The sequence below is a fragment of the Aeromonas sp. 3P genome (assembly GCF_051919745.1).
Lineage (GTDB): Bacteria > Pseudomonadota > Gammaproteobacteria > Enterobacterales > Aeromonadaceae > Aeromonas > Aeromonas veronii.
Genome location: NZ_JBQBED010000001.1, coordinates 2,056,112 through 2,077,500, shown reverse-complemented (window position 1 = coordinate 2,077,500; position 21,389 = coordinate 2,056,112). Strand labels below are relative to the sequence as shown.

The following is a 21,389-nucleotide window of genomic DNA, read 5'->3' as shown; positions in this document are numbered from 1 at the left end:
CGCCGTGAAGATGCGGTGTACCCGCGGCTAGACGGAAAGACCCCGTGAACCTTTACTACAGCTTGGCACTGAACATTGAACCTACATGTGTAGGATAGGTGGGAGGCTTTGAAGGCGTGACGCCAGTTGCGCTGGAGCCGTCCTTGAAATACCACCCTTGTATGTTTGATGTTCTAACGCAGGCCCATGAATCTGGGCCGCGGACAGTGCCTGGTGGGTAGTTTGACTGGGGCGGTCTCCTCCCAAAGAGTAACGGAGGAGCACGAAGGTTGGCTAATCCTGGTCGGACATCAGGAGGTTAGTGCAATGGCATAAGCCAGCTTAACTGCGAGACGGACAGGTCGAGCAGGTACGAAAGTAGGTCATAGTGATCCGGTGGTTCTGAATGGAAGGGCCATCGCTCAACGGATAAAAGGTACTCCGGGGATAACAGGCTGATACCGCCCAAGAGTTCATATCGACGGCGGTGTTTGGCACCTCGATGTCGGCTCATCACATCCTGGGGCTGAAGTCGGTCCCAAGGGTATGGCTGTTCGCCATTTAAAGTGGTACGCGAGCTGGGTTCAGAACGTCGTGAGACAGTTCGGTCCCTATCTGCCGTGGGCGTTGGATGATTGAAGGGAGTTGCTCCTAGTACGAGAGGACCGGAGTGAACGAACCTCTGGTGTTCGGGTTGTCACGCCAGTGGCACTGCCCGGTAGCTAAGTTCGGAATCGATAACCGCTGAAAGCATCTAAGCGGGAAGCGAGCCCTGAGATGAGTCATCCCTGACCCCTTGAGGGTCCTAAAGGGCCGTTGGAGACCACAACGTTGATAGGTGGGGTGTGTAAGCGCGGCGACGTGTTGAGCTAACCCATACTAATTACCCGTGAGGCTTAACCATACAACACCCAAGAAGTGTTCTAAGGCTTGTAGCAAATAGAACGAACTACTCAAATTCAGTGATAGTGACAAGCCAAGCGCAACATCACTACTCACGTCAGCTTTCTAGATTAAGAATTTGCCTGGCGGCCATAGCGCCGTGGAACCACCTGATCCCATGCCGAACTCAGAAGTGAAACGCGGTAGCGCCGATGGTAGTGTGGCATTCGCCATGCGAGAGTAGGACACTGCCAGGCACCAATACAAGAAACCCCGCTCATCGAGCGGGGTTTTTTATTGGCTGAAATTCAGTAAGTCGCCTGATAATTGACCTGATTTATCCCATTCCTATGTACCTCTCTATGTCAATGTCCGTTGTTGCCTGCTCGATTTGCTCATGCATACTAAATCTCTCAGAAAATTAATCAGTTAAGTGCCTCGGCCCAGAAATCTGCTGGCCGGGGCATTTTTTTAGGTTAGAATCGGCGCCCTCATGGCATCAGGTGTACTATATGTTGTGCCATTAATTTTGGATGGTGCCATAAGTTGTGTTTTCTGCTGTTGTCATGATGTTGATGCATTCATATAAGGTTGATTGAAAATGGCTAAATCGAACCCGGTGCTGGAGAGTGAGCTTGGCTCCCGCCTTATCCCCATGCAGGAAACGTCCCTCGAGATCTGGGATAGCAAGTATCGCCTCAAGAGCAAGGATGGTACTCCCATCGACAGCTCTATCGATGAGACCTACCAGCGGGTAGCCCGTGCGTTGGCAGAGCAGGAGCTGGAGCCTGAGGCCTGGTATGAGCCGTTCCTGTGGGCGCTGCGCAATGGTGCCATTCCGGCGGGCCGCATCACCTCCAATGCCGGGGCGTTTGAGCACAAGCCTGCCACTTCAACCATCAACTGTACTGTTTCTGGCACCATCGAAGATTCGATGGACGATATCCTCGGCAAGGTGCACGAGGCTGGTCTGACCCTGAAAGCCGGTTGCGGTATCGGCTATGACTTCTCGACCCTGCGCCCGCGCGGTGCCTTTGTCTCCGGTGCCGGTGCTTACACCTCCGGCCCGCTCTCCTTTATGGATATCTATGACAAGATGTGTTTCACCGTCTCGTCAGCCGGTGGCCGTCGCGGCGCCCAGATGGGCACCATGGATATCCGCCATCCCGATGTGATCGAGTTTATTCAGGCCAAGCGTGAAGATGGCCGCCTGCGTCAGTTCAACCTCTCCCTGCTCATCACCGAAGATTTCGTCAAGGCGGTGAAAGAGGATGCCCCTTGGTCGCTGATCTTCCCCTACACCGCCAAAGAGGTGGAGCAGGATGGCATTGCGCTGGACGATCCCGCTCAGGTGCTATGGGCCGACTGGCCCAACAAGGAAGGGGTTGTATTCAACGAGCTGGGGCAGGTCGCCTGCAAGGTCTACAAGACCCTGCCTGCACGCAAGCTCTGGAACGTTATCATGACCTCCACCTATGACTATGCTGAGCCCGGCTTCATCCTGATCGACAAGGTCAACCAGATGAACAACAACTGGTTCTGTGAAGAGATCCGCGCGACCAACCCCTGTGGCGAGCAGCCGTTGCCGCCCTACGGTGCCTGTCTGCTGGGCTCGGTCAATCTGACCAAGTTTGTGCGCGACCCGTTTACTGAAAACGCGGCGTTCGATTGGCAGGCGTTTCGCAAGGTGGTGGCCATCTTCACCCGCATGCTCGACAACGTGGTGGAGATAAACCAACTGCCGCTGGCCAAACAGCGCGAGGAGATTAAAGCCAAGCGCCGTCACGGCATGGGTTTCCTGGGGCTTGGTTCGACCCTCACCATGCTGCAGATCAAGTACGGTTCTGCCGCGTCCGTCGCTTTTACCGAGCAGGTATCCCAGGAGCTGGCGATGACCGGCTGGCAGGAGTCCCTGCGTCTGGCCAAGGAGAAAGGCTCTGCCCCCATCATGGAGCAGGAGTTTGAAGTGACTGGCAAGATGCTGCGTCTGCGCCCGGAAATGGCGGCTGATGGCATCAAGGTGGGTGACAAGGTGAAGGGCAAGGTGCTGCATGCGCGTTATAGCCGCTATATGCAGCAGGTTGCCGAAGTGGATCCTGCGCTGGTCGCCGAGCTGGCCGAAGTGGGTGGGCGTTTCACTCACCACAGCAGTATTGCGCCCACCGGCACCATCTCGCTGTCACTGGCCAACAACGCCAGCAACGGCATCGAGCCGAGCTTTGCTCACCACTACAGCCGCAACGTCATCAAGCCGGGCAAGAAGAGCAAGGAGAGCGTCGACGTCTACTCCTTCGAGCTGCTGGCCTATCGCGAGTTGGTGAATCCGGCCGCCATGCCCTATGCCGATGATGAGGCGAGCCGTCTGCCGGAATATTTCATTACTGCTGACGACATCAGCCCGGCGCAGCATGTGGATATTCAGGCTGCGGCCCAGCGCTGGATTGACTCCTCCATCTCCAAGACCGCCAACGTGCCGACTGATTTCCCGTTCGAGCAGTTCAAGGACATCTACATGTATGCCTCGGACTCTGGCCTCAAGGGCTGCACTACTTTCCGCTTCAATCCGGAGGCCTTCCAGGGCGTGCTGGTGAAGGAGAAGGATCTGGAGAATACCCTGTACGATTTCACCCTGGAGGATGGCTCCGTCATCTCCGTCAAGGGGAACGAAGAGATCGAATACGATGGTGAGCTGCATACCGCCGCCAACCTCTACGACGCCTTGAAAGAAGGCTATTACGGTAAATTCTGAGAACGACATTATGGTCAAGAAGATCGACAAGAAAATCGTCGCCTATAAGGTGCGTACCAAGGATGAGCCGCAAGAAGATCTCTCTGCGCAGGATGACGTGGTGCACATGCACGAAACCGTGCTGCGCCCGGAGCGGCTGATGGGCACCACCTACAAGTTGAAGACGCCGGAGCATGTCTCCGAGCACTCACTGTTCATCACCATCAACGACATTATTCTCAACGAGGGCACGGTTCACGAAACTCGCCGTCCGTTCGAGATCTTCATCAACTCCAAGAGTCTGGAGCACTACCAGTGGATCGTGGCGCTGACCCGCATCATCTCGGCGGTATTCCGCAAGGGTGGGGATGTCACCTTCCTGGTGGAGGAACTGCGTTCCGTATTCGATCCCAAGGGCGGCTACTGGAACAAGGGCAAGTATGTGCCGTCGCTGATCGCCGAAATTGGCAACGTGATCGAGAGCCATCTCACCGAGATCGGCATGCTCAAGGCGCCGGGGTTGGACGAGCATCAGCAGGCATTTCTGGCCGAGAAGCAGGCCGAGTTGAAGGCGGCTCAGGAAGCCGAAGAGCAGCAGGCGAGCAGTGGTTTCCCGGCCAATGCCGCGCTCTGCTACAAGTGCCACACCAAGGCGCTGGTGCTGAAGGATGGCTGCATGACCTGCCTCAACTGTGGCGACTCCAAGTGCGGCTGACAGACATGCCCAAGTAGTTGAACGATAGAAAAAAGACCGGCCATAGCGTCGGTCTTTTTATTGCTGTTTTTATGCTCAATCAAATCAGGCGGCCAAGTGATTTGTTGCGCGATAGTAAAATCGGGCGTAGCGTTGAGGGTAATAAAACTGTCACGGCCGTGTGGTTTCAATGACATCTGAGATTCACACACGTGGCCCTTCAGTGCCAAGGAGGATGCTTATGGACAATACGGACCGAAAGCTGTTTATCCTGGATACCAACGTTCTGCTTCACGAACCCCTCGCTATCTACTCCTTCAAAGAGCACGACGTGCTCATCCCCATGACGGTGCTGGAAGAACTCGATAACATCAAGGATCGCAACAAGGATGTCAGCCGCGACGCGCGGGTGGCCATTCGTGCGCTGGAAGATGTGTTCCGCGATGCAACCCCGGATCAGATCACCCAGGGCGTGCCGCTGGCTGGCGAAGCGAGCGGCAATATCTGCATCTTCAGCGATCACCATCTGCCGCAGGATGCCGAGGTCTTTACCGACAAGGAGGCCGACAACCGCATCATCAACGCGGCCCTCTATCTGCAAAAGCATGAGTTGAAGCGTCAGGTGGTGCTGGTCACCAAAGACATCAACATGCGCCTCAAGGCCAAGGGGGCCGGGCTTGCTCACGTTGAAGATTACCGTAGCGACCAGCTGATCGACGATATCCGCCTGCTGGCTAAAGGCTTTCAGGTTGTGCCCGGCAGCTTTTGGGAGCGGGTTGGCGAGTGCGAGAGCGAGACCCATGGCCGCGACACCATCCATGTGATCGATGCCAATCTGCTGGAAGGGGTTCACGTAAACCAGTATCTGGTGGATGAGGAGAATTTCTTCGCCGCCCGGGTGCTCAGCCACGATGGCAGCAAGATCCGCATCAAGGATCTGGGCCGCGAGCGACTGATGTCCCGCAAGGCGTGGGGTGTCCATCCCAAGAATGTCTATCAGGGGATGGCTCTGGATGCACTGCTCGATCCGCACATCGACCTGGTGATCCTGACCGGCCCGGCCGGTTGCGGCAAGACCTTGCTGGCCATGGCTGCTGCGCTGGAGTTGGTGATTGAGAAGGGCATTTACGAGAAGGTGATCGTCACCCGTAATACCCCGGAAATTGCCGAAAGCATCGGCTTCCTGCCCGGTACAGAGGAGGAGAAGATGATGCCCTGGCTGGCGGCGGTAACCGACACTCTGGAGGTGCTGCACAAGCAGGATGAGAACATGAGTGGCTCGCTCAGTTACATCATGGAGAAGGCCAACATCCAGTTCAAATCGGTCAACTTCATGCGCGGGCGCAGCATCCAGAACACCTTCGTGCTGCTGGATGAATGCCAGAACCTGACGGCTTCCCAGATCAAGACCATCATTACCCGTTGCGGGGAGGGCACCAAGATCGTCTGTTCCGGTAACCTGGCCCAGATCGACTCCAACTACCTGAGCCCGGTGACCTCGGGTCTGACCTACATAGTCGAGCGTTTCAAGGATTTTGACGGCAGTGCCAACATCTTCCTCAACGGGGTGGTACGCAGCCGACTGGCTTCGTTCGCCGAGGAGAACCTCTGATTTCACCCGATATGTTTGCATTAAAAGGGGAGGCCAATCGGCCTCCCCTTTTTTGATCCGGGCGTAGTCTTGGGCCAAGGGCTATTGACCCAGATAGCGCAGCAGCCCCGGGTGGTTGATGTTTTGCAGAATATCCGGCTTTCCCTGCAGGGCGATGCGCCCTTCGTCTACAAAGAGCACCTGATCGGCAATCAGCTGGGCATCTTCCGGATTGTGGGAGACCATCAGTACGGTAATGCCCTGCTCGCAGGCGAGGCGGGCCACTTCGGCCAGCATCTCCCGACGCAGAGCCGGATCGAGGGCCGAGAAGGGTTCATCCAGCAGCAGCAGCGGTTTGCCCCGCACAAGCGCACGGGCCAGCCCGACCCGCTGCTGCTGGCCGCCGGAGAGCTGCTCCGGCAGGCGGCTTAGCATCTCACCGAGGCCAACCCGTGCGGCTGCATCGATCACCTGTGTCCGCTGGGCGGCACTCAGGCGCAGACCCGGGTGCAAGCCGATAGCGATATTGTCGAACACCGACAGGTGCAGGAACAGGTTGTGATCCTGAAACAGGGTGGTGACTGGTCGCTCGGCTGGGCCCAGCGGCAACAGATCTTCGCCCTCGAAGCTGAGGCTGCCTGACTCCACCTGCACGAAACCGGCGATCATCCCGAGCAGGGTCGACTTGCCTGCGCCGCTTGGGCCAATCAGTGCGGTGATCTCCCCCTTGGGCAGCTTCGCGCTGAAGCTGACGCGCCAGTCGGGGTAGCTGGTCACCAGCGTATCAATGTTCAGCATGTTTTCCTCCAAGCCACCGTTCCACCAGCCAGAACAGGGAGAAACAGAGTGTCAGCAGCAGCAGGGCGGTGGCGGCTGCCTCGGTCAGCCGATAACTGCCGAGCTGCTGGTAGAGCAGCCAGGGCAGGGTGGTGAGCTCCTGGCTGCCAAACATGGCGATGGCGCCGAGATCCCCCAACGAGAGGATCATCGATAACGCCATCGCCAGTGCCAGTGGACGGCGCAGCAGTGGCCACTCCACCAGCCGCAGGCGATGCAGGCCACGTACCCCCAGACTGTCCGCCAGCCGGTCATACTGGCGTACCACCAGCTGCATGGGGGCGGAGAGGGTGCGCAGCACATAGGGTAGCGCCATCAGGGCGTTGACCAGCACCACCAGCCAGGGGCCGAGGGCGAACACGTCGGCAAAGGGCATAAACAGGATGAACAGGCCGGTAGAGAGCACCACGGCCGGGATCATCAGGATCACCGAGCCGCTGGCTTCCCACAGGGCGGCAGCCCGTCGCTTGCGAGCCCGTACCCGCAGATGACGGCTGGTGAGCAGCAGTGCGCCACCGAGCAGGGTGGCCAAGGCACCGGCTGCCAATGCAATCAACAGCGACTGGCCGCTCGCCTGCCACAGCTTGGCGGAAGTGAGCGCCGTCAGCAGGCCGGGGTGGAGGCCAGCGACGACTATGGCCAGCAGCGGTGGCAGAAAGATGGCGAGGCCGATACAGAGCGAGAAGAGATCCACCAAGGCCGTGCCCGGTTGATGGCGATCCGGCCGCAGACAGGGACGACGGGGTGTCACCCTGCTGACCGGGGTACTCTGCAGCTTGTGCTGCAGGGCGAGCAGGGCGGCGGTCAGGATCAGCTGCACCAGCGCCAGTCCGCCTGCGGTGGCGAGATCGAAGTCAAAGCGCAGCGCCTGATAGACGGCCACCTCCAGCGTGGTGGATTTCGGCCCGCCTCCCAGCGCCAGCACTGTGGTGAAGCTGGTGAAGCAGAGCATAAAGATTAGGCTGGCCAGTCCCGGCAATATGCCGCGAATAAGCGGCCACTCCAGCAGCCGGAAGATATGGGATGAGCGCATGCCGAGCTGGCTGGCAAGGCGCCAGCTCGATTCGGGAATGCTCTCTATGCTCTGTAGCATCAGGCGTGCCGCCAGCGGCATATTGAAGAAGACGTGGGCCAGCAGGATACCAAACAGACCGTAGAGGTAGTTGCCGGGCTCCAGCCCCAATGAGCGCAACAGTTGCGGCAGCCACCCCTGTTTGCCGTGTACCGCCACGATACCGAAGATGGCGATGATGACCGGCAGTACCAGCGAGAGACCAAATAGCTTGATCAGCAGGGTTCGGCCAAGGAATCGCCGCCGCGCCAGCGCGCGGGCCACCGGAATGGCCAGCCCGAGACTGAGCAGGGTGGAGAGCAGTGCCTGCCCCAGACTGAAGCCCAGCACATGACGCAGATAAGGATCTGCGAGCAGGGTGCGGGGTGCCAGCGAACCGGCCTGCCACAGCAGGGCTGCGAGCGGCCCGAGGGATAACAGCAGGATCAACAGGGTGGCGGCACTGCCCGGCAACCACCAGAGGGGACGAGCCTGTGGTTTCAGATAACGGTTCACTGGGTGACGGCTTGCAGCCACTCGCGGATCCACCCTTTGCGATTGGCGGCCACCTCATCGCTGCTGAAGGCGAGCGGCTTGGCTACGGTGATCATCTGCTCGAAGCCCTTGGGCAGCGGTGTGTCGATAACGGGATACATCCAGTTGCCGGTCGGGATCTCGTTCTGGAAGGCGGGGCTCACCATAAATTGCAGGAACTGGTCAGCCAGCTTCTCCTGTTTGGCGCTCTTCAGCTTGGCAGCCACTTCTACCTGACGGTAGTGACCCTCTTCGAAGGCGGCAGCCTGATACTGGGGCTTGTTCTCGGCAATCAGGTGATAGGCCGGAGAGGTGGTGTAGGAGAGCACCATGTCCGCTTCGCCATCGAGGAACATGCCATAAGCCTCTGACCACCCCTTGGTGACGGTGACCGTTTTTTTGGCAAGCTCGGCCCAGGCGGCAGGCGCCTTGTCGCCGTAGACAGACTTCATCCACAGCATCAGCCCCTGCCCCGGGGTGGAGGTGCGGGGATCCTGATAGATCACTTTGAGGTCGGGACGCTCCACCAGCTCTTTCAGGCTCTTGGGTGGTTGCTTGAGTTTGTCCTTGTCATAAACAAAGGCAAAGTAGCCGTAGTCGTAGGGGACGAAGGTGTCATCCTGCCAGCCACCCGGCACCTTGATGCCATCCAGCTTGGCGGGATGGGGGGCGAACAGGCCGCTCTGTTTGGCTTCGCTGATGAGGGCATCGTCAAGCCCCAGCACCAGATCGGCCTTGCTGTGGTTGCCCTCCAGTCGCAGCCGGTTGAGGATGGCGACCCCATCTTCGAGGGGAACCAGATTGAGGGTGCAGTCGCACTCTTTCTCGAAGGCCTGTTTGATCTTGGGCCCCGGCCCCCATTCTGCAGTGAAGGAGCTGTAGGTGTAGACGGTGAGGGTGTCGGCGGCGAACACATTGGCCGACAGCAGGCCGGTGGTGACCAGCAGCAGGGTCTTCATGGGTGGCACTCCCTATTACTTGTTAATAACGAGGTGCCAGCGGGTGAGGGCGCAAAAAATGAGCGCCATGCCTCAAATTCCTCCGCCAGCATTATCTGGATCAGGTACACGGGTATAATCTCAGCGGTAAACCGCACCCCGTTTGAGAAACGAACCGCATTGTATTAACGTTCTTTTGGGTAGACCAGCACAATTGTGCAATACCCATGAGATGACGCCCACCCAACAGAGGATGTTCGCGTGCTTACCAATACCAAGGAAAGGCGTGCCTTTGCGCGCATGGTCATCAATGCTCCGGTCACCGTCTATCAGCAGCAGCTGGTGCTGGAGGGGATCTGCCGGGATCTCAGTGCCAACGGCATGGGGATTGCGGTCTCTGAACACCAGCTCGACATCAATCAGCCCATCCGGATCAGTCTTGCCACCAACAACAACCTGTTGCCTCCCTTTGAAGCCCATGCCCGTATTATCCGAGTGCTGGAGGAGGAGAGCGGGTTGCTGCTGGCGGTGGAGTTTTTGCCTCAGGGTTAATCCTCTCTCTCCATCGGCAGAGGGAGTTAGCCTTTCTCCTGAACCGGCTGCACACTCAACTGCTTGCTATCGACCAGCGTTTTGCTGGTCGATGCTATTTGGCCTGCAGGCAAGGTGGCGGGGCCGGTAGGTTCGAGCAGCAGGTAGTTCTGCCCCTGCCAGTTGAGGGTCACATCCCCCGGCTTGGCGGGCAGGTCAACGGCCAGCAGGGCATGGCCGGGGACGAACACCATAGCCTGTTTCAGCTCGGGAAAGAGCTGGGCCAGCATGGCTGCCATCAGGGTTACCTTGCTGTCGCAATCACCCCGGTTTTGCTCCAGCACCTGACGGGGAGATAGAAATCCCTTGCCCTGTCTTCCATTCAGGCTATCGAGCTGCTGATAGGGGATGCTCTGGATAAAGGTGAGCATATGGGCCACGGTCTTCTGGCGCGCTTCTGTTTCGGTGCTGCCCTGCTGCTTGAGTTGATCCGCCAGTGGAGCCAGCCCGCTGCGGCTCTCCAGCGCGATGCGCACATGATCCTGCTTCACCGCCAACTGCCCGTCCGGGGTGTTGAAGTACTGGAAGTAGTGTTTGGTCAGCCACGCCTGCTCCTCTTTGCTCCGCTTGGACTGCAGAAAGGCCATCGCCTCGCGCGCCTTGTCCTGATTGCGGCTTTTCAGATGCAGCTCCAGCGAGGGACGGGCGAGGGTGAACTGCACCTCGGGGTAGTTCTGGCGCACCTCCCGCAGCAACACCTGCAACACCTCCTCCTGCATTCTGGCCGGGCGATAGGCGATGAGAGGCGGCAACTTGCCCTGTTCGAGCCGGTAGGTGAGCTGCTGGGGTTTGCCTTCGCTATCCTGCCAGCCGACGCTGATCTGGCCGAGGCTGTTGTTGAAGCTGGTTTGGCTGGCCCCCGCAGGCAGGGCAAGCAGCAGGGCACAGAGCAGAGGAATTGCCGTCGGTCTCTTCATCATCCTTTCCTGTGACACGGGCCAGTTCCGGTGGCCCAAAGTGGGAAGCGTAGCGGACAGTAAAACAGGGAGCCGAAGCTCCCTGTTGATTCTACTCGTTTTTTTGCAACTGGCGCGTTAAATCCAGCTCGGCTGCTTCGCCTCAAAGGCGCTGATGGCGGCCTCGTGCTGCAGGGTCAGACCGATTGCATCCAGCCCGTTGAGCAGGCAGTAACGGCGGAACTCGTCGATCTCGAAACCGAAACTGAGCTCACCGGCGCGCACCTGATTGGCCTCCAGATCCACTTCAATCTGGATGCCCGGTTTGGCGGCCACCAGCTGGAACAGGGCATCGACCTCCTCCTCCTTCAGGCGCACCGGCACCATGCCATTGTTGATGGCGTTGCCGTAGAAAATGTCGGCAAAGCTCGGGGCTATGATGGTCTTGAAGCCGTAGTCGGCCAGCGCCCAGGGGGCGTGCTCGCGACTAGACCCGCAGCCGAAGTTCTCGCGGGCCAGCAGAATGCTGGCACCGGCGAATTGTGGCTGGTTCAGTACAAACTCGGGGTTGGGCTGCTGGCCGGCATCGTCGAGGAAGCGCCAGTCGTGGAACAGGTGCTTGCCAAAACCGATGCGGTTTACCTTCTGTAAAAACTGCTTCGGAATAATGGCGTCGGTGTCGACGTTGGCGCTGTCGAGGGGGACGACGATCCCTTTATGCTGTTTGAATCCTGTCATCTAAATGTCCTCTTACAGTGCGCGAATGTCGGCGAAGCGGCCGGTGACGGCGGCAGCGGCGGCCATGGCCGGGCTCACCAGATGGGTGCGGCCGGCGCGGCCCTGACGCCCTTCGAAGTTGCGGTTGCTGGTGGAGGCGCAGCGCTCCCCCGGTTGCAGCCGGTCGTTGTTCATCGCCAGACACATGGAGCAGCCGGGCAGGCGCCACTCAAAACCGGCCTCGATGAAGATCTTGTCCAGCCCCTCGGCTTCGGCCTGTGCCTTCACCTGCTCGGAGCCAGGCACCACCAGCGCCTGCACGCCAGCGGCTACCTTGCGACCGCGAGCGATGGCGGCGGCGGCGCGCAGATCCTCGATGCGGCTGTTGGTGCACGACCCGATAAATACTTTGTCGATGGCAACGTCGGAGAGCTTCTGGCCCGGTTGCAAGTCCATATAGGCGAGTGCCTTGCGGGCGGACTGCTGCTCCATCAGATCGCTGAAGGATTCCGGTGACGGAATCGGTTCATTGACGGCGATCACCTGGCCCGGGTTGGTCCCCCAGGTGACCTGGGGAGCGATATCGGCGGCGTCCAGCACCACTTCAGCATCAAACTTGGCATCGGCATCGCTCTTGAGGCTCTGCCAGTAGGCGATGGCCCGCTCAAGCGCCTCGCCTTTGGGGGCGAACTCCTTGCCACGGATGTAGTCGATGGTGGTCTGGTCGGGGGCTATCATGCCCGCCTTGGCACCCAGCTCGATGGCCATGTTGCACACCGTCATCCGCCCTTCCATGGAGAGGCCCGCAATGGCCTCGCCAGCGAATTCCACCACGTAGCCGGTACCACCGGCATGGCCAACCTGACCGATGATGGCCAGCACTACGTCCTTGGCACTGATACCCTCGGCCAGCTTGCCGTTGACCGAAATGCGCATGGTCCTGGCCCGGCCCTGTTTCAGGGTCTGGGTCGCCATCACATGTTCCACTTCGGAAGTGCCGATGCCGAACGCCAGTGAGCCGAAGGCGCCGTGGGTGGCAGTGTGGGAGTCACCGCAGACGATGGTGGTGCCGGGCAGGGTAATACCGAGCTCGGGGCCCATCACATGGACTATGCCCTGATATTTGTGGTTGAGATCGTAGAGGCGAACCCCGAACTCTTTGCAGTTGTCGGCCAGCGTCTCCATCTGGATGCGGGCCATCTCGCCGGAGGCGGCGATGTCCTTGGTGGTGGTGGAGACATTGTGATCCATGGTGGCCCAGGTCAGATCCGGGCGGCGCAGCTGGCGGTTCATGGCGCGCAGGCCGTCAAATGCCTGCGGGCTGGTCACTTCATGCACCAGATGGCGGTCGATGTAGATGAGGGGCGTCTCCCCTTCCACTTCCCGTACCACGTGGGCGTCGAATACTTTCTGATAGAGGGTCTTGGCCATTGCTTCTCTCTTCCTTGTTATTTGTTATGCGGCTCAGATCCGGGCGGCGATCTGGCTGCCCATCTCGGACGTGCTCTGCACCGGATGGCGGGCGCTGGCCTGATGCAGGTCGGCGGTGAAGTAACCCTCGGCCAGGGTCTGGGCCACGGCCTGCTCGATGGCCTGGGCGGCGGCTTCCTGGCCGAGGCTATACCGCAGCATCAGGGCGGCGGAGAGGATCTGGGCGATGGGGTTGGCGATGCCCTTGCCGGCGATATCCGGGGCCGAGCCACCGGCCGGCTCGAACAGACCGAAGCCTGATTCGTTGAGGCTGGCGGAGGGGAGCAGCCCCATGGAGCCGGTGATCATGGCGCACTCGTCGGAGAGGATGTCACCGAACAGGTTGGAGCAGAGCAGCACGTCGAACTGGGACGGATCCTTGATGAGCTGCATGGTGGCGTTGTCGATATACATATGATTCAGTTCAACATCGGGATAATCCTTGGCCACTTGCGTCACCACTTCGCGCCACAGGATGGAGGAGGCGAGCACGTTGGCCTTGTCGATGGAGGTGACCTTGGCCTTGCGCACGCGGGCGGATTCGAAGGCTATCTTGGCGATGCGCTCGATCTCGAAGCGATGGTATACCTCGGTGTCGAATGCCTTCTCGGTGGGGCCTTCCCCTTCACGCCCCTTGGGCTGACCGAAGTAGATGCCGCCGGTCAGCTCGCGCACGCAGGCGATGTCAAAACCGCGATCGGAGATGTCGGCACGCAGCGGGGAGAACTGTTCCAGACCGGTATAGATACGGGCCGGACGCAGGTTGCAGAACAGCTTGAAGTGGGCGCGCAGGGGCAGCAGGGCGCCACGCTCAGGCTGATCGTTGGGGGGCAGATGTTCCCATTTCGGGCCGCCCACCGAGCCGAACAGCACGGCGTCGGCCGCTTCACAGCCAGCGATGGTGCTCTGCGGCAGCGGGGTGCCGTGGTTGTCGATGGCGATGCCGCCCACGTCGTGGCGATCATATTCGAAGGCAAAGCCGAACCTGGCCTGCACCTTTTCCAGCACCTTGACGGCCTCGGCCATCACTTCCGGGCCAATGCCGTCACCCGGCAATACTGCGATCCGATAACTGCTCATACACTCTCCATCCTGATATTGTCTTTGAGATCCCTCTGCCCGTTTTTCCCGACGCTGCGCGCGGTTCCCGGTTCAGACGTTCCCCGTCCTGATGTTGTCATTCCATGCCGTCTGTGTGGCTGCGAGTCCTGCTCAGACGGTTTCCGATTTGATGCTGTCATTCCATCCCGTCTGTTTGGTTCCGAGCCCTGTTCAGACGGTTTCTGATTTGATGCTGTTATTGCGTTCCATCTGCTCGGCCACCTGATCGGCGCGCCAGATACTGTTGATCACATGGAGCAGGGCGTGGGCCGAGGATTCGATGATGTCGGTGGCCAGCCCCATGCCGTGGAATTTGCGCCCTTTGTACTCGGCGACGATATCGACCTGACCGAGGGCATCTTCCCCTTCGCCCTTGCTCTTGAGGGCATATTTGTCGATGCGGATCTCATAGCCGGTGATGCGGTTGATGCACTGGTAGACCGCATCCACCGGGCCATTGCCGGTGGCCGCTTCACAGATCAGATCCTGCCCCACCTTCAATTTGACCGAGGCGGTGGCCAGCACCGAACTGCCGCTCTGGACCCCGAGGTACTCCAGCTTGAAGTGCTCCGGCTCTTCGTGGATCTGGCTGAAGAAGGCCAGCGCTTCGAGGTCGTAGTCGAACACCTGCCCCTTCTTGTCGGCCAGGGTCAGGAACTTGCCGTAGAGGTGGTCGAGGTCGTAGCTGCTCTCGGCATAACCCATAGACTCCATCCGGTGCTTGATAACGTGGCGGCCGGAGCGGGAGGTCATGTTGAGGTTGTTCTGGGTCAGGCCAATGCTCTCGGGGGTGATGATTTCGTAAGTGTTTTTCGCCTTGAGCACCCCATCCTGATGGATGCCGGAGCTGTGGGAGAAGGCGTTGGCCCCGACGATCGCCTTGTTGGGCTGCACCGGCATGTTGCACAGCTGGCTGACCAGTGTGCTGGTGCGATGAATTTCGTTGTGGCGGATATTGGTTTGCACCCCGAGCAGGTCGGCGCGGGTTTTGAGGATCATCGCCACCTCTTCCAGCGAGCAGTTGCCCGCCCGCTCGCCGATGCCGTTGATGGTGCACTCGATCTGGCGGGCCCCCATCTGCACTGCGCCGATGGAGTTGGCTACCGAGAGCCCCAGATCGTCATGGCAGTGGACCGAGATGATGGCCTTGTCGATATTGGGGACCCGGTTGAACAGGGTGTGGATGATGCCGGAGAACTCGGTCGGTACCGTGTAGCCCACGGTATCAGGGATATTGATGGTGCGGGCCCCCGCCTTGATGGCAGCCTCCACCATGCGGCAGAGATTATCGATCGGCGTGCGGCCCGCATCCTCGCAGGAGAACTCCACATCATCGGTGTAGCGCAGGGCGTGCTTGATGGCGCCGACCCCCATCTCCAGCACATCCTCGAAGCTCTTTTTCAGCTTGCTCTCCACGTGGATGGAGGAGGTGGAGATAAAGGTGTGGATGCGAAACGCCTCGGCGACCCGCAAGGCTTCACCGGCGGCATCGATATCCTTGGGCAGGGCGCGGGCGAGGGCGCAGACCCGGCTGTTTTTGATGTGGCGGGCGATGGTCTGCACCGATTGAAAATCGCCGGGAGAAGAGACCGGGAAGCCCACCTCCATGACGTCGACACCGAGCCGTTCCAGTGCCTGGGCGATCTGCAGCTTCTCCTTGACTGTCAAACTGGCCGCCAGGGCCTGCTCACCATCACGCAAGGTGGTGTCGAATATGATGACCCGATCTGACATGTGACTTCCCTCTTCCTAAGTTCGGTAACGTGCATCCTGCGGCGGCATAAAAAAACCCGTGCAGGGTGCACGGGTTTTTGTAAATTCCGGCTATGCCTTAGCCCGGCTACAAGGATCCCGCGCGAGTTAACGCGATTAGGGAGATTAGTAGTAGCGGGGTGGCGATACGCATGACGTTGTTATTCCTTCCAGTCGATAACGCTTTTACCAATATCGAGATTTTTATGCTGTGTCAACACGGAAGGTCAGGGGCAATCTGCTGACGTATTTAATCGGATTGTAAAGGATTGCAAATTTCCTTGTCCCATATTCGGCCCATGACCGATTATCTGGTCATTCCTGCTGTGCTCTATTCTCTGCACAACCAGATCGACTTATCAGCATTGGCTGAATTATCTGAGGTGTTAAATGGAAAAACGTAGACCTGGTCGTCCGGTCGGACGTTCTGACATTCGTGACAAGTTGCTTGCTGCCGCCCGTGAGCGTTTTCTCAATACTCCCTATAGCAAGGTGACTACACGCGAAATCGCGGAGCTTGCTGGCTCCAATCTGGCAATGATCCACTACTACTTCGGCAGTAAAGAGGGTCTTTACAAGGCGGTGCTGGGCGATGTCGCCGAGCCCCTCGACCATGCCTGGCAAGATGAACACAGCAATCACAGCCTCAACGAGCTGCTCAACACCTACTATCAGGTGATGGCGCCCAACAGCGAGCTGACCTCTGCCATCTCCAGCGCATTGTCGACCGAGAAGAGCCCGGGCCGGGATTTTGTGCTGAACCGCCTGCTGGAACGTCAGCTGCCGCAGTTCGATGCCCTGCTGGAAACCATGAAGTCCAACGGTGAGCTGGGTGACAACCTGGATCCCGACATGCTGAAGATCTCCTTCCTCAGCATGATGTGGCAGCCGTTCGTGATGAAAGATCTCTACGAGCAGGTGTTTGGCCTGAAAGTGGATGAGCACTTCATGGCCCGTCTGGCGGACCACAACTGCCGTCTGATGGAGACCGGTCTGCGCGGCAGCCACTGATTTTGCCGCAACATCGAGATTAAAAAGGGCCATTCGGCCCTTTTTTCATAAATCTGTTATCCCTTGTTCAACGTAACGTCATCCCGCTTTCTTACTCTGCAAGCAGAATTCAGGGAAGGAGGGGATATGAACAAGATCCAGCAATGGGACCTGCAGGTGTGCCGGGTCTGCCTGCTTCACGGCTACAACCGGCAGCAGGCGAGGGTGAGTCGTCTCATTTCCCGCACCGGCGATGGCCCGCTTTACGCCGTGCTGGCCGCCCTGCTCTGGTGGCAGGGGGAGGCAGAGCGGGAGCTGGTGCGACTGGCGCTGCTCGCCTTCGCCATCGAACTGCCCCTCTATCTGCTGCTGAAAAACAGCCTGAAACGGCAACGGCCGGTCGGCTTGCCGGTCTTTATCACTCCTTCCGATCGTTACAGCCTCCCCTCCGGTCACACCGCTGCCGCTTTTCTGATGGCCACCATACTGGCCACCGGCTTTCCGCTCTGGGCGCCCCTGCTGTTTGGCTGGGCGGCGCTGGTGGGGGCATCCCGGTTGCTGCTCGGGGTGCACTACCTGAGTGATCTGGTTGCCGGTGCCCTGCTGGGTGGCGGTTGCGCCGTGCTGGCGCTTGGCTGGAGCCACTCATGAGGATACTGTTTGGGGTGCAAGGCACCGGCAACGGTCATATCAGTCGCAGTCGCACCCTAGCGCGGGCGCTGCGCACGGCAGGGGTCGAGGTGGATTATCTCTTCAGCGGCCGCCCTGCCGACCGCTACTTCGACATGGAGGAGTTCGGCGCCTACCGCGCCTTTCCCGGCCTCACTTTTGTCAGCCACGAGGGGCGAGTTTCTCCGTGGCGCACCCTGCAAGCCGCCTCGCCGCTCACCTTCTGGCGGGATCTGCGGGCTCTCGATTGCAGCGAATACGATCTGGTGGTGAGCGATTTTGAGCCACTCACCGCCCACGCTGCCCGCCGCTATGGCAAGCCGAGCCTCACCGTCAGCCATCAGGCCAGCTTCAACTGGCCCATCCCGCGCTGGGGGGAGGATGGGGTCAGCCGCCAGCTGATGCGCCACTTTGCCCCGGTGGATCAGCCGCTCGGGCTGCACTGGTTTCACTTCGGTCACCCCTTGTTGCCGCCGGTGATCGACCCTATCGCCGCTGCGCCGGATAACGGCGAGATCCTGGTCTATCTGCCATTCGAGCAGACCGAGGCGATCGCCGCCCTGTTGTCGCGATTTGGTCAGCAGCGCTTCGTCTGCTTTCACCCCGCCATTCGCACCCCGAGCCAATGGCGCAACCTGCGCTTCGAACCGCCATCGCGGCACGGGTTTATCGCCGTACTGGCCGGTTGTCGCGGGGTCATCTCCAACGCGGGTTTCGAGCTGGCTTCCGAGGCGCTCACCCTCGGCAAGAAGCTGCTGGTTAAACCCCTCGGTGGTCAGTTCGAGCAGCTGACCAATGGCAAGACGCTCGAGATGATGGGGCTGGCGACCCTGATGGATGTGCTCGATGCCAATCTGGTGCGTACCTGGCTCGACAGCGCCTCGCCGGGGGCGGTCTGTTACCCCGATGTAGCGGGGGAGCTGGCCCGCTGGCTGGCGGCGGGAGCCGACGAGAGCGTAGCCTCTCTGTCACGGCGGCTCTGGGCGCGCACTCTGTTTCCGGAGGAGGTAAGTGATCGCCTGAGCGAGCTGGATGGGGGCGACTGTTTATCCAGTTGCTGGTTATCGCAAGTGAGCGTTGTTGACTAGACTGAAAGGCGATCCCACCAAGGAGAGGACGGAGCAAATGCGCTTTACCAATGAAAACGGCGAAGTCATGAACCTGGCTGACAATCTCACCCTGCACGAGTTGCTCGATATGGGTGTCAGCATTTCGGTCAGTGAAGAGACCGATCCGGATCAGCAGATCTGGCTGGCGGAGCCGGATCAGGACAACTGAATCATCATCCGGCATCAAGCCCACCGCTGAGCGGTGGGCTTTTTTGTGGCTGTTTTTCCCCTCTGCAGAATGATCCGCTGGCCATTTCCCGACTTCCTTCCCTTTTGTCTCATGGTCGCTGCGGCAAGTCATTGAATGTTAATAGCCGGTTGAAATGTATGACTGTTCTGGTCAGATAAAGCCGTGGACAAGCGTTATGAAGCGGGTTAAGTTGGTTTTTCACCCTATTTTCGGGTGAATGACGGAAAAATCCTTTTTTTCTACTGTCGACGGGGCTGAATTGGGCCGATCTGCATTCAGATAACAACAAGAAACGGATCGGGCCGTGCCGGGAAGCACGGCATCGTCGGCGGGATTCGCTAAACGGAGCAAAGCCTGGAGGGCTTTATCATGGAGATGTTATCAGGCGCCCAGATGGTGGTTAGAGCGCTGGAAGATCAGGGAGTTGAGCACGTCTTCGGCTACCCTGGTGGCTCAGTGCTCGACATCTATGACGCTCTCTTCGAAAACGGCAAGATGGAGCATGTCTTGGTGCGGCACGAGCAAGCCGCGGTTCACATGGCTGACGGTTACGCCCGTTCCACCGGCAAGGTGGGGACTGTGCTGGTAACGTCAGGCCCGGGAGCGACCAACTGCATTACCGGTATTGCCACCGCCTATATGGATTCCATTCCGCTGGTGATCCTCTCCGGCCAGGTGCCGACCAGCATGATCGGTGAGGATGCGTTCCAGGAGACCGACATGATCGGTATCTCCCGCCCGGTGGTGAAGCACAGCTTCCTGTGCAAGAAGGCGAGCGATATTCCCGAGGCCATCAAGAAGGCCTACTACATTGCCGCCAGCGGCCGCCCGGGGCCGGTGGTGGTGGATCTGCCCAAAGATGTGCAGAACCCGAAAGAAAAATTCCCCTACCAGTATCCCGAGACGGTCTCCCTGCGCTCCTACAACCCGACCAAGTCTGGCCATAAAGGGCAGATCAAGCGGGCAGCCAAGCTGCTGGTGGATGCCCAGCGCCCAGTGATGTACGTGGGCGGCGGCGCCATCAACGCCAATGCGGACCATCTGGTGACCAAGCTGGCGGAGCTGCTGAATCTGCCGGTGACTACCACCCTGATGGGGCTGGGGGCTTTCTCCGGTGTCCATCCGCAATTTATCGGCATGCTGGGGATGCACGGCACCTTCGAAGCCAACAAGACCATGCACAACGCGGATCTCATCTTCGCCGTGGGAGCCCGCTTCGATGACCGCGTCACCAACAACGTGGCCAAGTTCTGCCCCAATGCGACCGTGGTTCATATCGATATCGACCCCACCTCCATCTCCAAAACGGTGCAGGCCCATGTGCCCATCGTCGGCTCGGTGGAAACCGTGCTGGAGCAGATGCTGGAAGTGATCCGCGAGTGTGGCTTCGATAACGACAAGGAGGCGCTGGCGGACTGGTGGAGCCAGATCAACCAGTGGCGCTCCCGTCACTGTCTGGCCTACGAAAAGTCGGCCACCCAGATCAAGCCGCAACAGGTTATCGAGACCCTCTACAAAGTGACTCAGGGTCAGGCGTTCGTTGCCTCCGACGTGGGCCAGCACCAGATGTTTGCTGCCCTCTACTACCCGTTTGCCAAACCGCGCCAGTGGATCAACTCAGGGGGCCTCGGCACCATGGGCTTCGGCATTCCGGCCGCCATGGGGGCCCAGTTTGCCAATCCGGATGCGGTGGTCTGCTGCGTCACCGGGGATGGCTCGGTGCAGATGAACATTCAGGAGCTCTCTACCTGCATGCAGTACGGGGTGCCCATCAAGATCATCTCCATCAACAACCGTGCGCTGGGCATGGTCAAGCAGTGGCAGAAGATGTTCTACGGTGGTCGTCACAGCCACTCTTACATGGAGTCCCTGCCGGACTTCGTTAAACTGGCGGAAGCCTACGGCCATGTCGGCATCGCGGTGAGTGATCCGGCCGAGCTGGAGAGCGCCATGGAGAAGGCCTTCGCCATGAAGGATCGGCTGGTGTTCATGGATATCTCGGTCGACCCGGATGAGCACGTCTATCCGATGCAGATCAAGTTTGGCGCCATGGATGAGATGTGGCTGAGCAAGACGGAGAGAACCTGATGAGACATATAATTTCCGTTCTGCTGGAGAACGAATCCGGCGCCCTGAGCCGCGTGGTGGGTCTCTTCTCCCAGCGCGGCTACAACATCGAGACCCTGACGGTGGCGCCGACCGAGGATCCCACCCTGTCGCGTATGACCATAGTCACCATGGGTGACGAGCGGGTGCTGGAGCAGATCCAGAAACAGCTGCACAAGCTGGTGGATGTGCTCAAGGTGTGCGACCTGAGTGAAGGGGAGCATATCGAGCGGGAGATCGCGCTGGTCAAGGCGCGTGCCGCCGGTGGGGCCCGTGACGAGCTGAAACGGTTGGCGGATATCTTCCGTGGCCAGATCGTCGACGTCACCCCCGAGCAGTACACGGTGCAGCTGGTGGGTACCAGCGAGAAGCTGGATGCCTTTATCAAGACTGCCGCCCAGACCAACGAGATCATCGAAGTGGTGCGCTCCGGCGTCTGCGGCATCTCCCGGGCGGACAAGGCGCTGCGGCCCTGATGGCTGGCGGGACAGCTGATGATACGTCAGCTGCCGCAGAGTGAAAGGAAAGAGGGCTCTGCGGAGCCCTCTTTGTTTGGTTTTTCTT

The 21,389-nt window shown here is 59.4% G+C and carries 18 protein-coding genes, 2 rRNA genes and 1 riboswitch (1 of these 21 cut by a window edge); of the genes, 12 read left to right on the top strand and 8 right to left on the bottom strand.

All coding sequences use genetic code 11. From position 1 onward, the window contains the following. The 5 genes from ACTG19_RS09400 to ACTG19_RS09380 all read left to right on the top strand — a co-directional run. Nucleotides 1-883 (top strand): 23S ribosomal RNA (locus tag ACTG19_RS09400) (it extends 2,007 nt beyond the left edge of the window). A 120-nt stretch (nt 884-1,003) separates the two neighbouring features. After that, nucleotides 1,004-1,118, top strand: a 5S ribosomal RNA gene (gene rrf, locus ACTG19_RS09395). Between the two features lie 344 nt (nt 1,119-1,462). Continuing rightward, entirely contained in the window at nt 1,463-3,610 is a 2,148-nt protein-coding gene (locus ACTG19_RS09390) for an adenosylcobalamin-dependent ribonucleoside-diphosphate reductase (RefSeq protein WP_113740519.1), read from the top strand. A 10-nt stretch (nt 3,611-3,620) separates the two neighbouring features. Beyond that, nucleotides 3,621-4,304, top strand: a complete 684-nt coding sequence (locus tag ACTG19_RS09385) for a TSCPD domain-containing protein (protein ID WP_021231985.1) — start codon at nt 3,621-3,623, stop codon at nt 4,302-4,304. Between the two features lie 220 nt (nt 4,305-4,524). Next, nucleotides 4,525-5,895 carry a PhoH family protein gene (locus tag ACTG19_RS09380; RefSeq protein ID WP_005339173.1) on the top strand — a complete coding sequence of 457 codons (1,371 nt, stop codon included), beginning with the start codon at nt 4,525-4,527 and terminating at the stop codon, nt 5,893-5,895. Between the two features lie 81 nt (nt 5,896-5,976). On the opposite strand, the gene thiQ is transcribed toward ACTG19_RS09380, so the two are convergent. Genes thiQ through thiB form a run of 3 tightly spaced genes read right to left on the bottom strand, consistent with a single transcriptional unit; the run spans nt 5,977 to nt 9,255 of the window. Beyond that, on the bottom strand, nt 5,977-6,672 hold the full coding sequence (gene thiQ / locus ACTG19_RS09375) for a thiamine ABC transporter ATP-binding protein (protein ID WP_113740527.1): 696 nt from the start codon (nt 6,670-6,672) through the stop codon (nt 5,977-5,979). Further along, nucleotides 6,659-8,278, bottom strand: coding sequence for a thiamine/thiamine pyrophosphate ABC transporter permease (gene thiP, locus ACTG19_RS09370; RefSeq protein WP_439989021.1), 1,620 nt, complete (start codon nt 8,276-8,278; stop codon nt 6,659-6,661). The genes thiQ and thiP overlap by 14 nt, the downstream gene beginning before the upstream one ends. Next, nucleotides 8,275-9,255, bottom strand: a complete 981-nt coding sequence (gene thiB / locus ACTG19_RS09365; protein ID WP_100654507.1) for a thiamine ABC transporter substrate binding subunit — start codon at nt 9,253-9,255, stop codon at nt 8,275-8,277. Before thiB ends, thiP begins: the two co-directional genes overlap by 4 nt. A 60-nt stretch (nt 9,256-9,315) precedes the next feature. Beyond that, nucleotides 9,316-9,406: riboswitch (TPP riboswitch) on the bottom strand. Between the two features lie 89 nt (nt 9,407-9,495). Here thiB and ACTG19_RS09360 point away from each other — a divergent pair. Beyond that, nucleotides 9,496-9,786, top strand: a complete 291-nt coding sequence (locus ACTG19_RS09360) for a PilZ domain-containing protein (RefSeq protein WP_005339160.1) — start codon at nt 9,496-9,498, stop codon at nt 9,784-9,786. A 26-nt stretch (nt 9,787-9,812) separates the two neighbouring features. Here the strand turns inward: ACTG19_RS09360 and ACTG19_RS09355 are convergent, their stop codons facing one another. The 5 genes from ACTG19_RS09355 to leuA form a co-directional block, all read right to left on the bottom strand. Further along, nucleotides 9,813-10,742, bottom strand: a complete 930-nt coding sequence (locus tag ACTG19_RS09355) for a hypothetical protein (RefSeq protein WP_005339158.1) — start codon at nt 10,740-10,742, stop codon at nt 9,813-9,815. Nucleotides 10,743-10,859: 117 nt separating this feature from the next. After that, complete coding sequence (leuD, locus tag ACTG19_RS09350; RefSeq protein WP_041210376.1) at nt 10,860-11,459, bottom strand: 3-isopropylmalate dehydratase small subunit; 600 nt, start codon at nt 11,457-11,459, stop codon at nt 10,860-10,862. Nucleotides 11,460-11,471: 12 nt separating this feature from the next. Continuing rightward, on the bottom strand, nt 11,472-12,869 hold the full coding sequence (gene leuC, locus ACTG19_RS09345) for a 3-isopropylmalate dehydratase large subunit (RefSeq protein WP_439989020.1): 1,398 nt from the start codon (nt 12,867-12,869) through the stop codon (nt 11,472-11,474). Between the two features lie 33 nt (nt 12,870-12,902). Further along, nucleotides 12,903-13,988: a 3-isopropylmalate dehydrogenase gene (gene leuB / locus ACTG19_RS09340; RefSeq protein WP_288728110.1), complete on the bottom strand. Its 1,086-nt coding sequence runs from the start codon at nt 13,986-13,988 to the stop codon at nt 12,903-12,905. A gap of 192 nt (nt 13,989-14,180) precedes the next feature. Beyond that, nucleotides 14,181-15,743, bottom strand: coding sequence for a 2-isopropylmalate synthase (gene leuA, locus ACTG19_RS09335; protein WP_005341192.1), 1,563 nt, complete (start codon nt 15,741-15,743; stop codon nt 14,181-14,183). A gap of 408 nt (nt 15,744-16,151) precedes the next feature. Between leuA and ACTG19_RS09330 the strand changes: the two genes are divergently transcribed. The 6 genes from ACTG19_RS09330 to ilvN all read left to right on the top strand — a co-directional run bounded on the left by ACTG19_RS09330 (nt 16,152) and on the right by ilvN (nt 21,301). Continuing rightward, nucleotides 16,152-16,772, top strand: coding sequence for a TetR/AcrR family transcriptional regulator (locus ACTG19_RS09330; RefSeq protein ID WP_005349170.1), 621 nt, complete (start codon nt 16,152-16,154; stop codon nt 16,770-16,772). A 126-nt stretch (nt 16,773-16,898) separates the two neighbouring features. Then, on the top strand, nt 16,899-17,402 hold the full coding sequence (locus ACTG19_RS09325; protein ID WP_005339149.1) for a phosphatase PAP2 family protein: 504 nt from the start codon (nt 16,899-16,901) through the stop codon (nt 17,400-17,402). Then, a complete protein-coding gene (locus tag ACTG19_RS09320) occupies nt 17,399-18,508 on the top strand; it encodes an MJ1255/VC2487 family glycosyltransferase (protein WP_005358199.1) in 1,110 nt (369 codons plus the stop codon). The genes ACTG19_RS09325 and ACTG19_RS09320 overlap by 4 nt, the downstream gene beginning before the upstream one ends. Before the next feature lie 37 nt (nt 18,509-18,545). Next, nucleotides 18,546-18,698, top strand: coding sequence for a hypothetical protein (locus ACTG19_RS09315; protein WP_005341188.1), 153 nt, complete (start codon nt 18,546-18,548; stop codon nt 18,696-18,698). 390 nt (nt 18,699-19,088) lie between these two features. Then, nucleotides 19,089-20,807: an acetolactate synthase 3 large subunit gene (locus ACTG19_RS09310; RefSeq protein WP_043823044.1), complete on the top strand. Its 1,719-nt coding sequence runs from the start codon at nt 19,089-19,091 to the stop codon at nt 20,805-20,807. Further along, nucleotides 20,807-21,301 carry an acetolactate synthase small subunit gene (gene ilvN / locus ACTG19_RS09305; RefSeq protein ID WP_005311605.1) on the top strand — a complete coding sequence of 165 codons (495 nt, stop codon included), beginning with the start codon at nt 20,807-20,809 and terminating at the stop codon, nt 21,299-21,301. Before ACTG19_RS09310 ends, ilvN begins: the two co-directional genes overlap by 1 nt. Nucleotides 21,302-21,389: the final 88 nt, after the last annotated feature.

Excerpts from the sequence above, each read along its gene's own strand:
- ACTG19_RS09325 (WP_005339149.1), top strand. The coding sequence starts at position 16,899 with ATGAACAAGATCCAGCAATGGGACCTGCAGGTGTGCCGGGTCTGCCTG.
- ACTG19_RS09310 (WP_043823044.1), top strand. The coding sequence starts at position 19,089 with ATGGAGATGTTATCAGGCGCCCAGATGGTGGTTAGAGCGCTGGAAGAT.
- ACTG19_RS09315 (WP_005341188.1), top strand. The coding sequence starts at position 18,546 with ATGCGCTTTACCAATGAAAACGGCGAAGTCATGAACCTGGCTGACAAT.
- thiB (WP_100654507.1), bottom strand. The coding sequence starts at position 9,255 with ATGAAGACCCTGCTGCTGGTCACCACCGGCCTGCTGTCGGCCAATGTG.
- leuC (WP_439989020.1), bottom strand. The coding sequence starts at position 12,869 with ATGGCCAAGACCCTCTATCAGAAAGTATTCGACGCCCACGTGGTACGG.
- ACTG19_RS09385 (WP_021231985.1), top strand. The coding sequence starts at position 3,621 with ATGGTCAAGAAGATCGACAAGAAAATCGTCGCCTATAAGGTGCGTACC.
- ACTG19_RS09330 (WP_005349170.1), top strand. The coding sequence starts at position 16,152 with ATGGAAAAACGTAGACCTGGTCGTCCGGTCGGACGTTCTGACATTCGT.
- leuD (WP_041210376.1), bottom strand. The coding sequence starts at position 11,459 with ATGACAGGATTCAAACAGCATAAAGGGATCGTCGTCCCCCTCGACAGC.
- ACTG19_RS09320 (WP_005358199.1), top strand. The coding sequence starts at position 17,399 with ATGAGGATACTGTTTGGGGTGCAAGGCACCGGCAACGGTCATATCAGT.
- thiQ (WP_113740527.1), bottom strand. The coding sequence starts at position 6,672 with ATGCTGAACATTGATACGCTGGTGACCAGCTACCCCGACTGGCGCGTC.
- ACTG19_RS09355 (WP_005339158.1), bottom strand. The coding sequence starts at position 10,742 with ATGAAGAGACCGACGGCAATTCCTCTGCTCTGTGCCCTGCTGCTTGCC.
- leuA (WP_005341192.1), bottom strand. The coding sequence starts at position 15,743 with ATGTCAGATCGGGTCATCATATTCGACACCACCTTGCGTGATGGTGAG.
- leuB (WP_288728110.1), bottom strand. The coding sequence starts at position 13,988 with ATGAGCAGTTATCGGATCGCAGTATTGCCGGGTGACGGCATTGGCCCG.
- ACTG19_RS09390 (WP_113740519.1), top strand. The coding sequence starts at position 1,463 with ATGGCTAAATCGAACCCGGTGCTGGAGAGTGAGCTTGGCTCCCGCCTT.
- ilvN (WP_005311605.1), top strand. The coding sequence starts at position 20,807 with ATGAGACATATAATTTCCGTTCTGCTGGAGAACGAATCCGGCGCCCTG.
- ACTG19_RS09380 (WP_005339173.1), top strand. The coding sequence starts at position 4,525 with ATGGACAATACGGACCGAAAGCTGTTTATCCTGGATACCAACGTTCTG.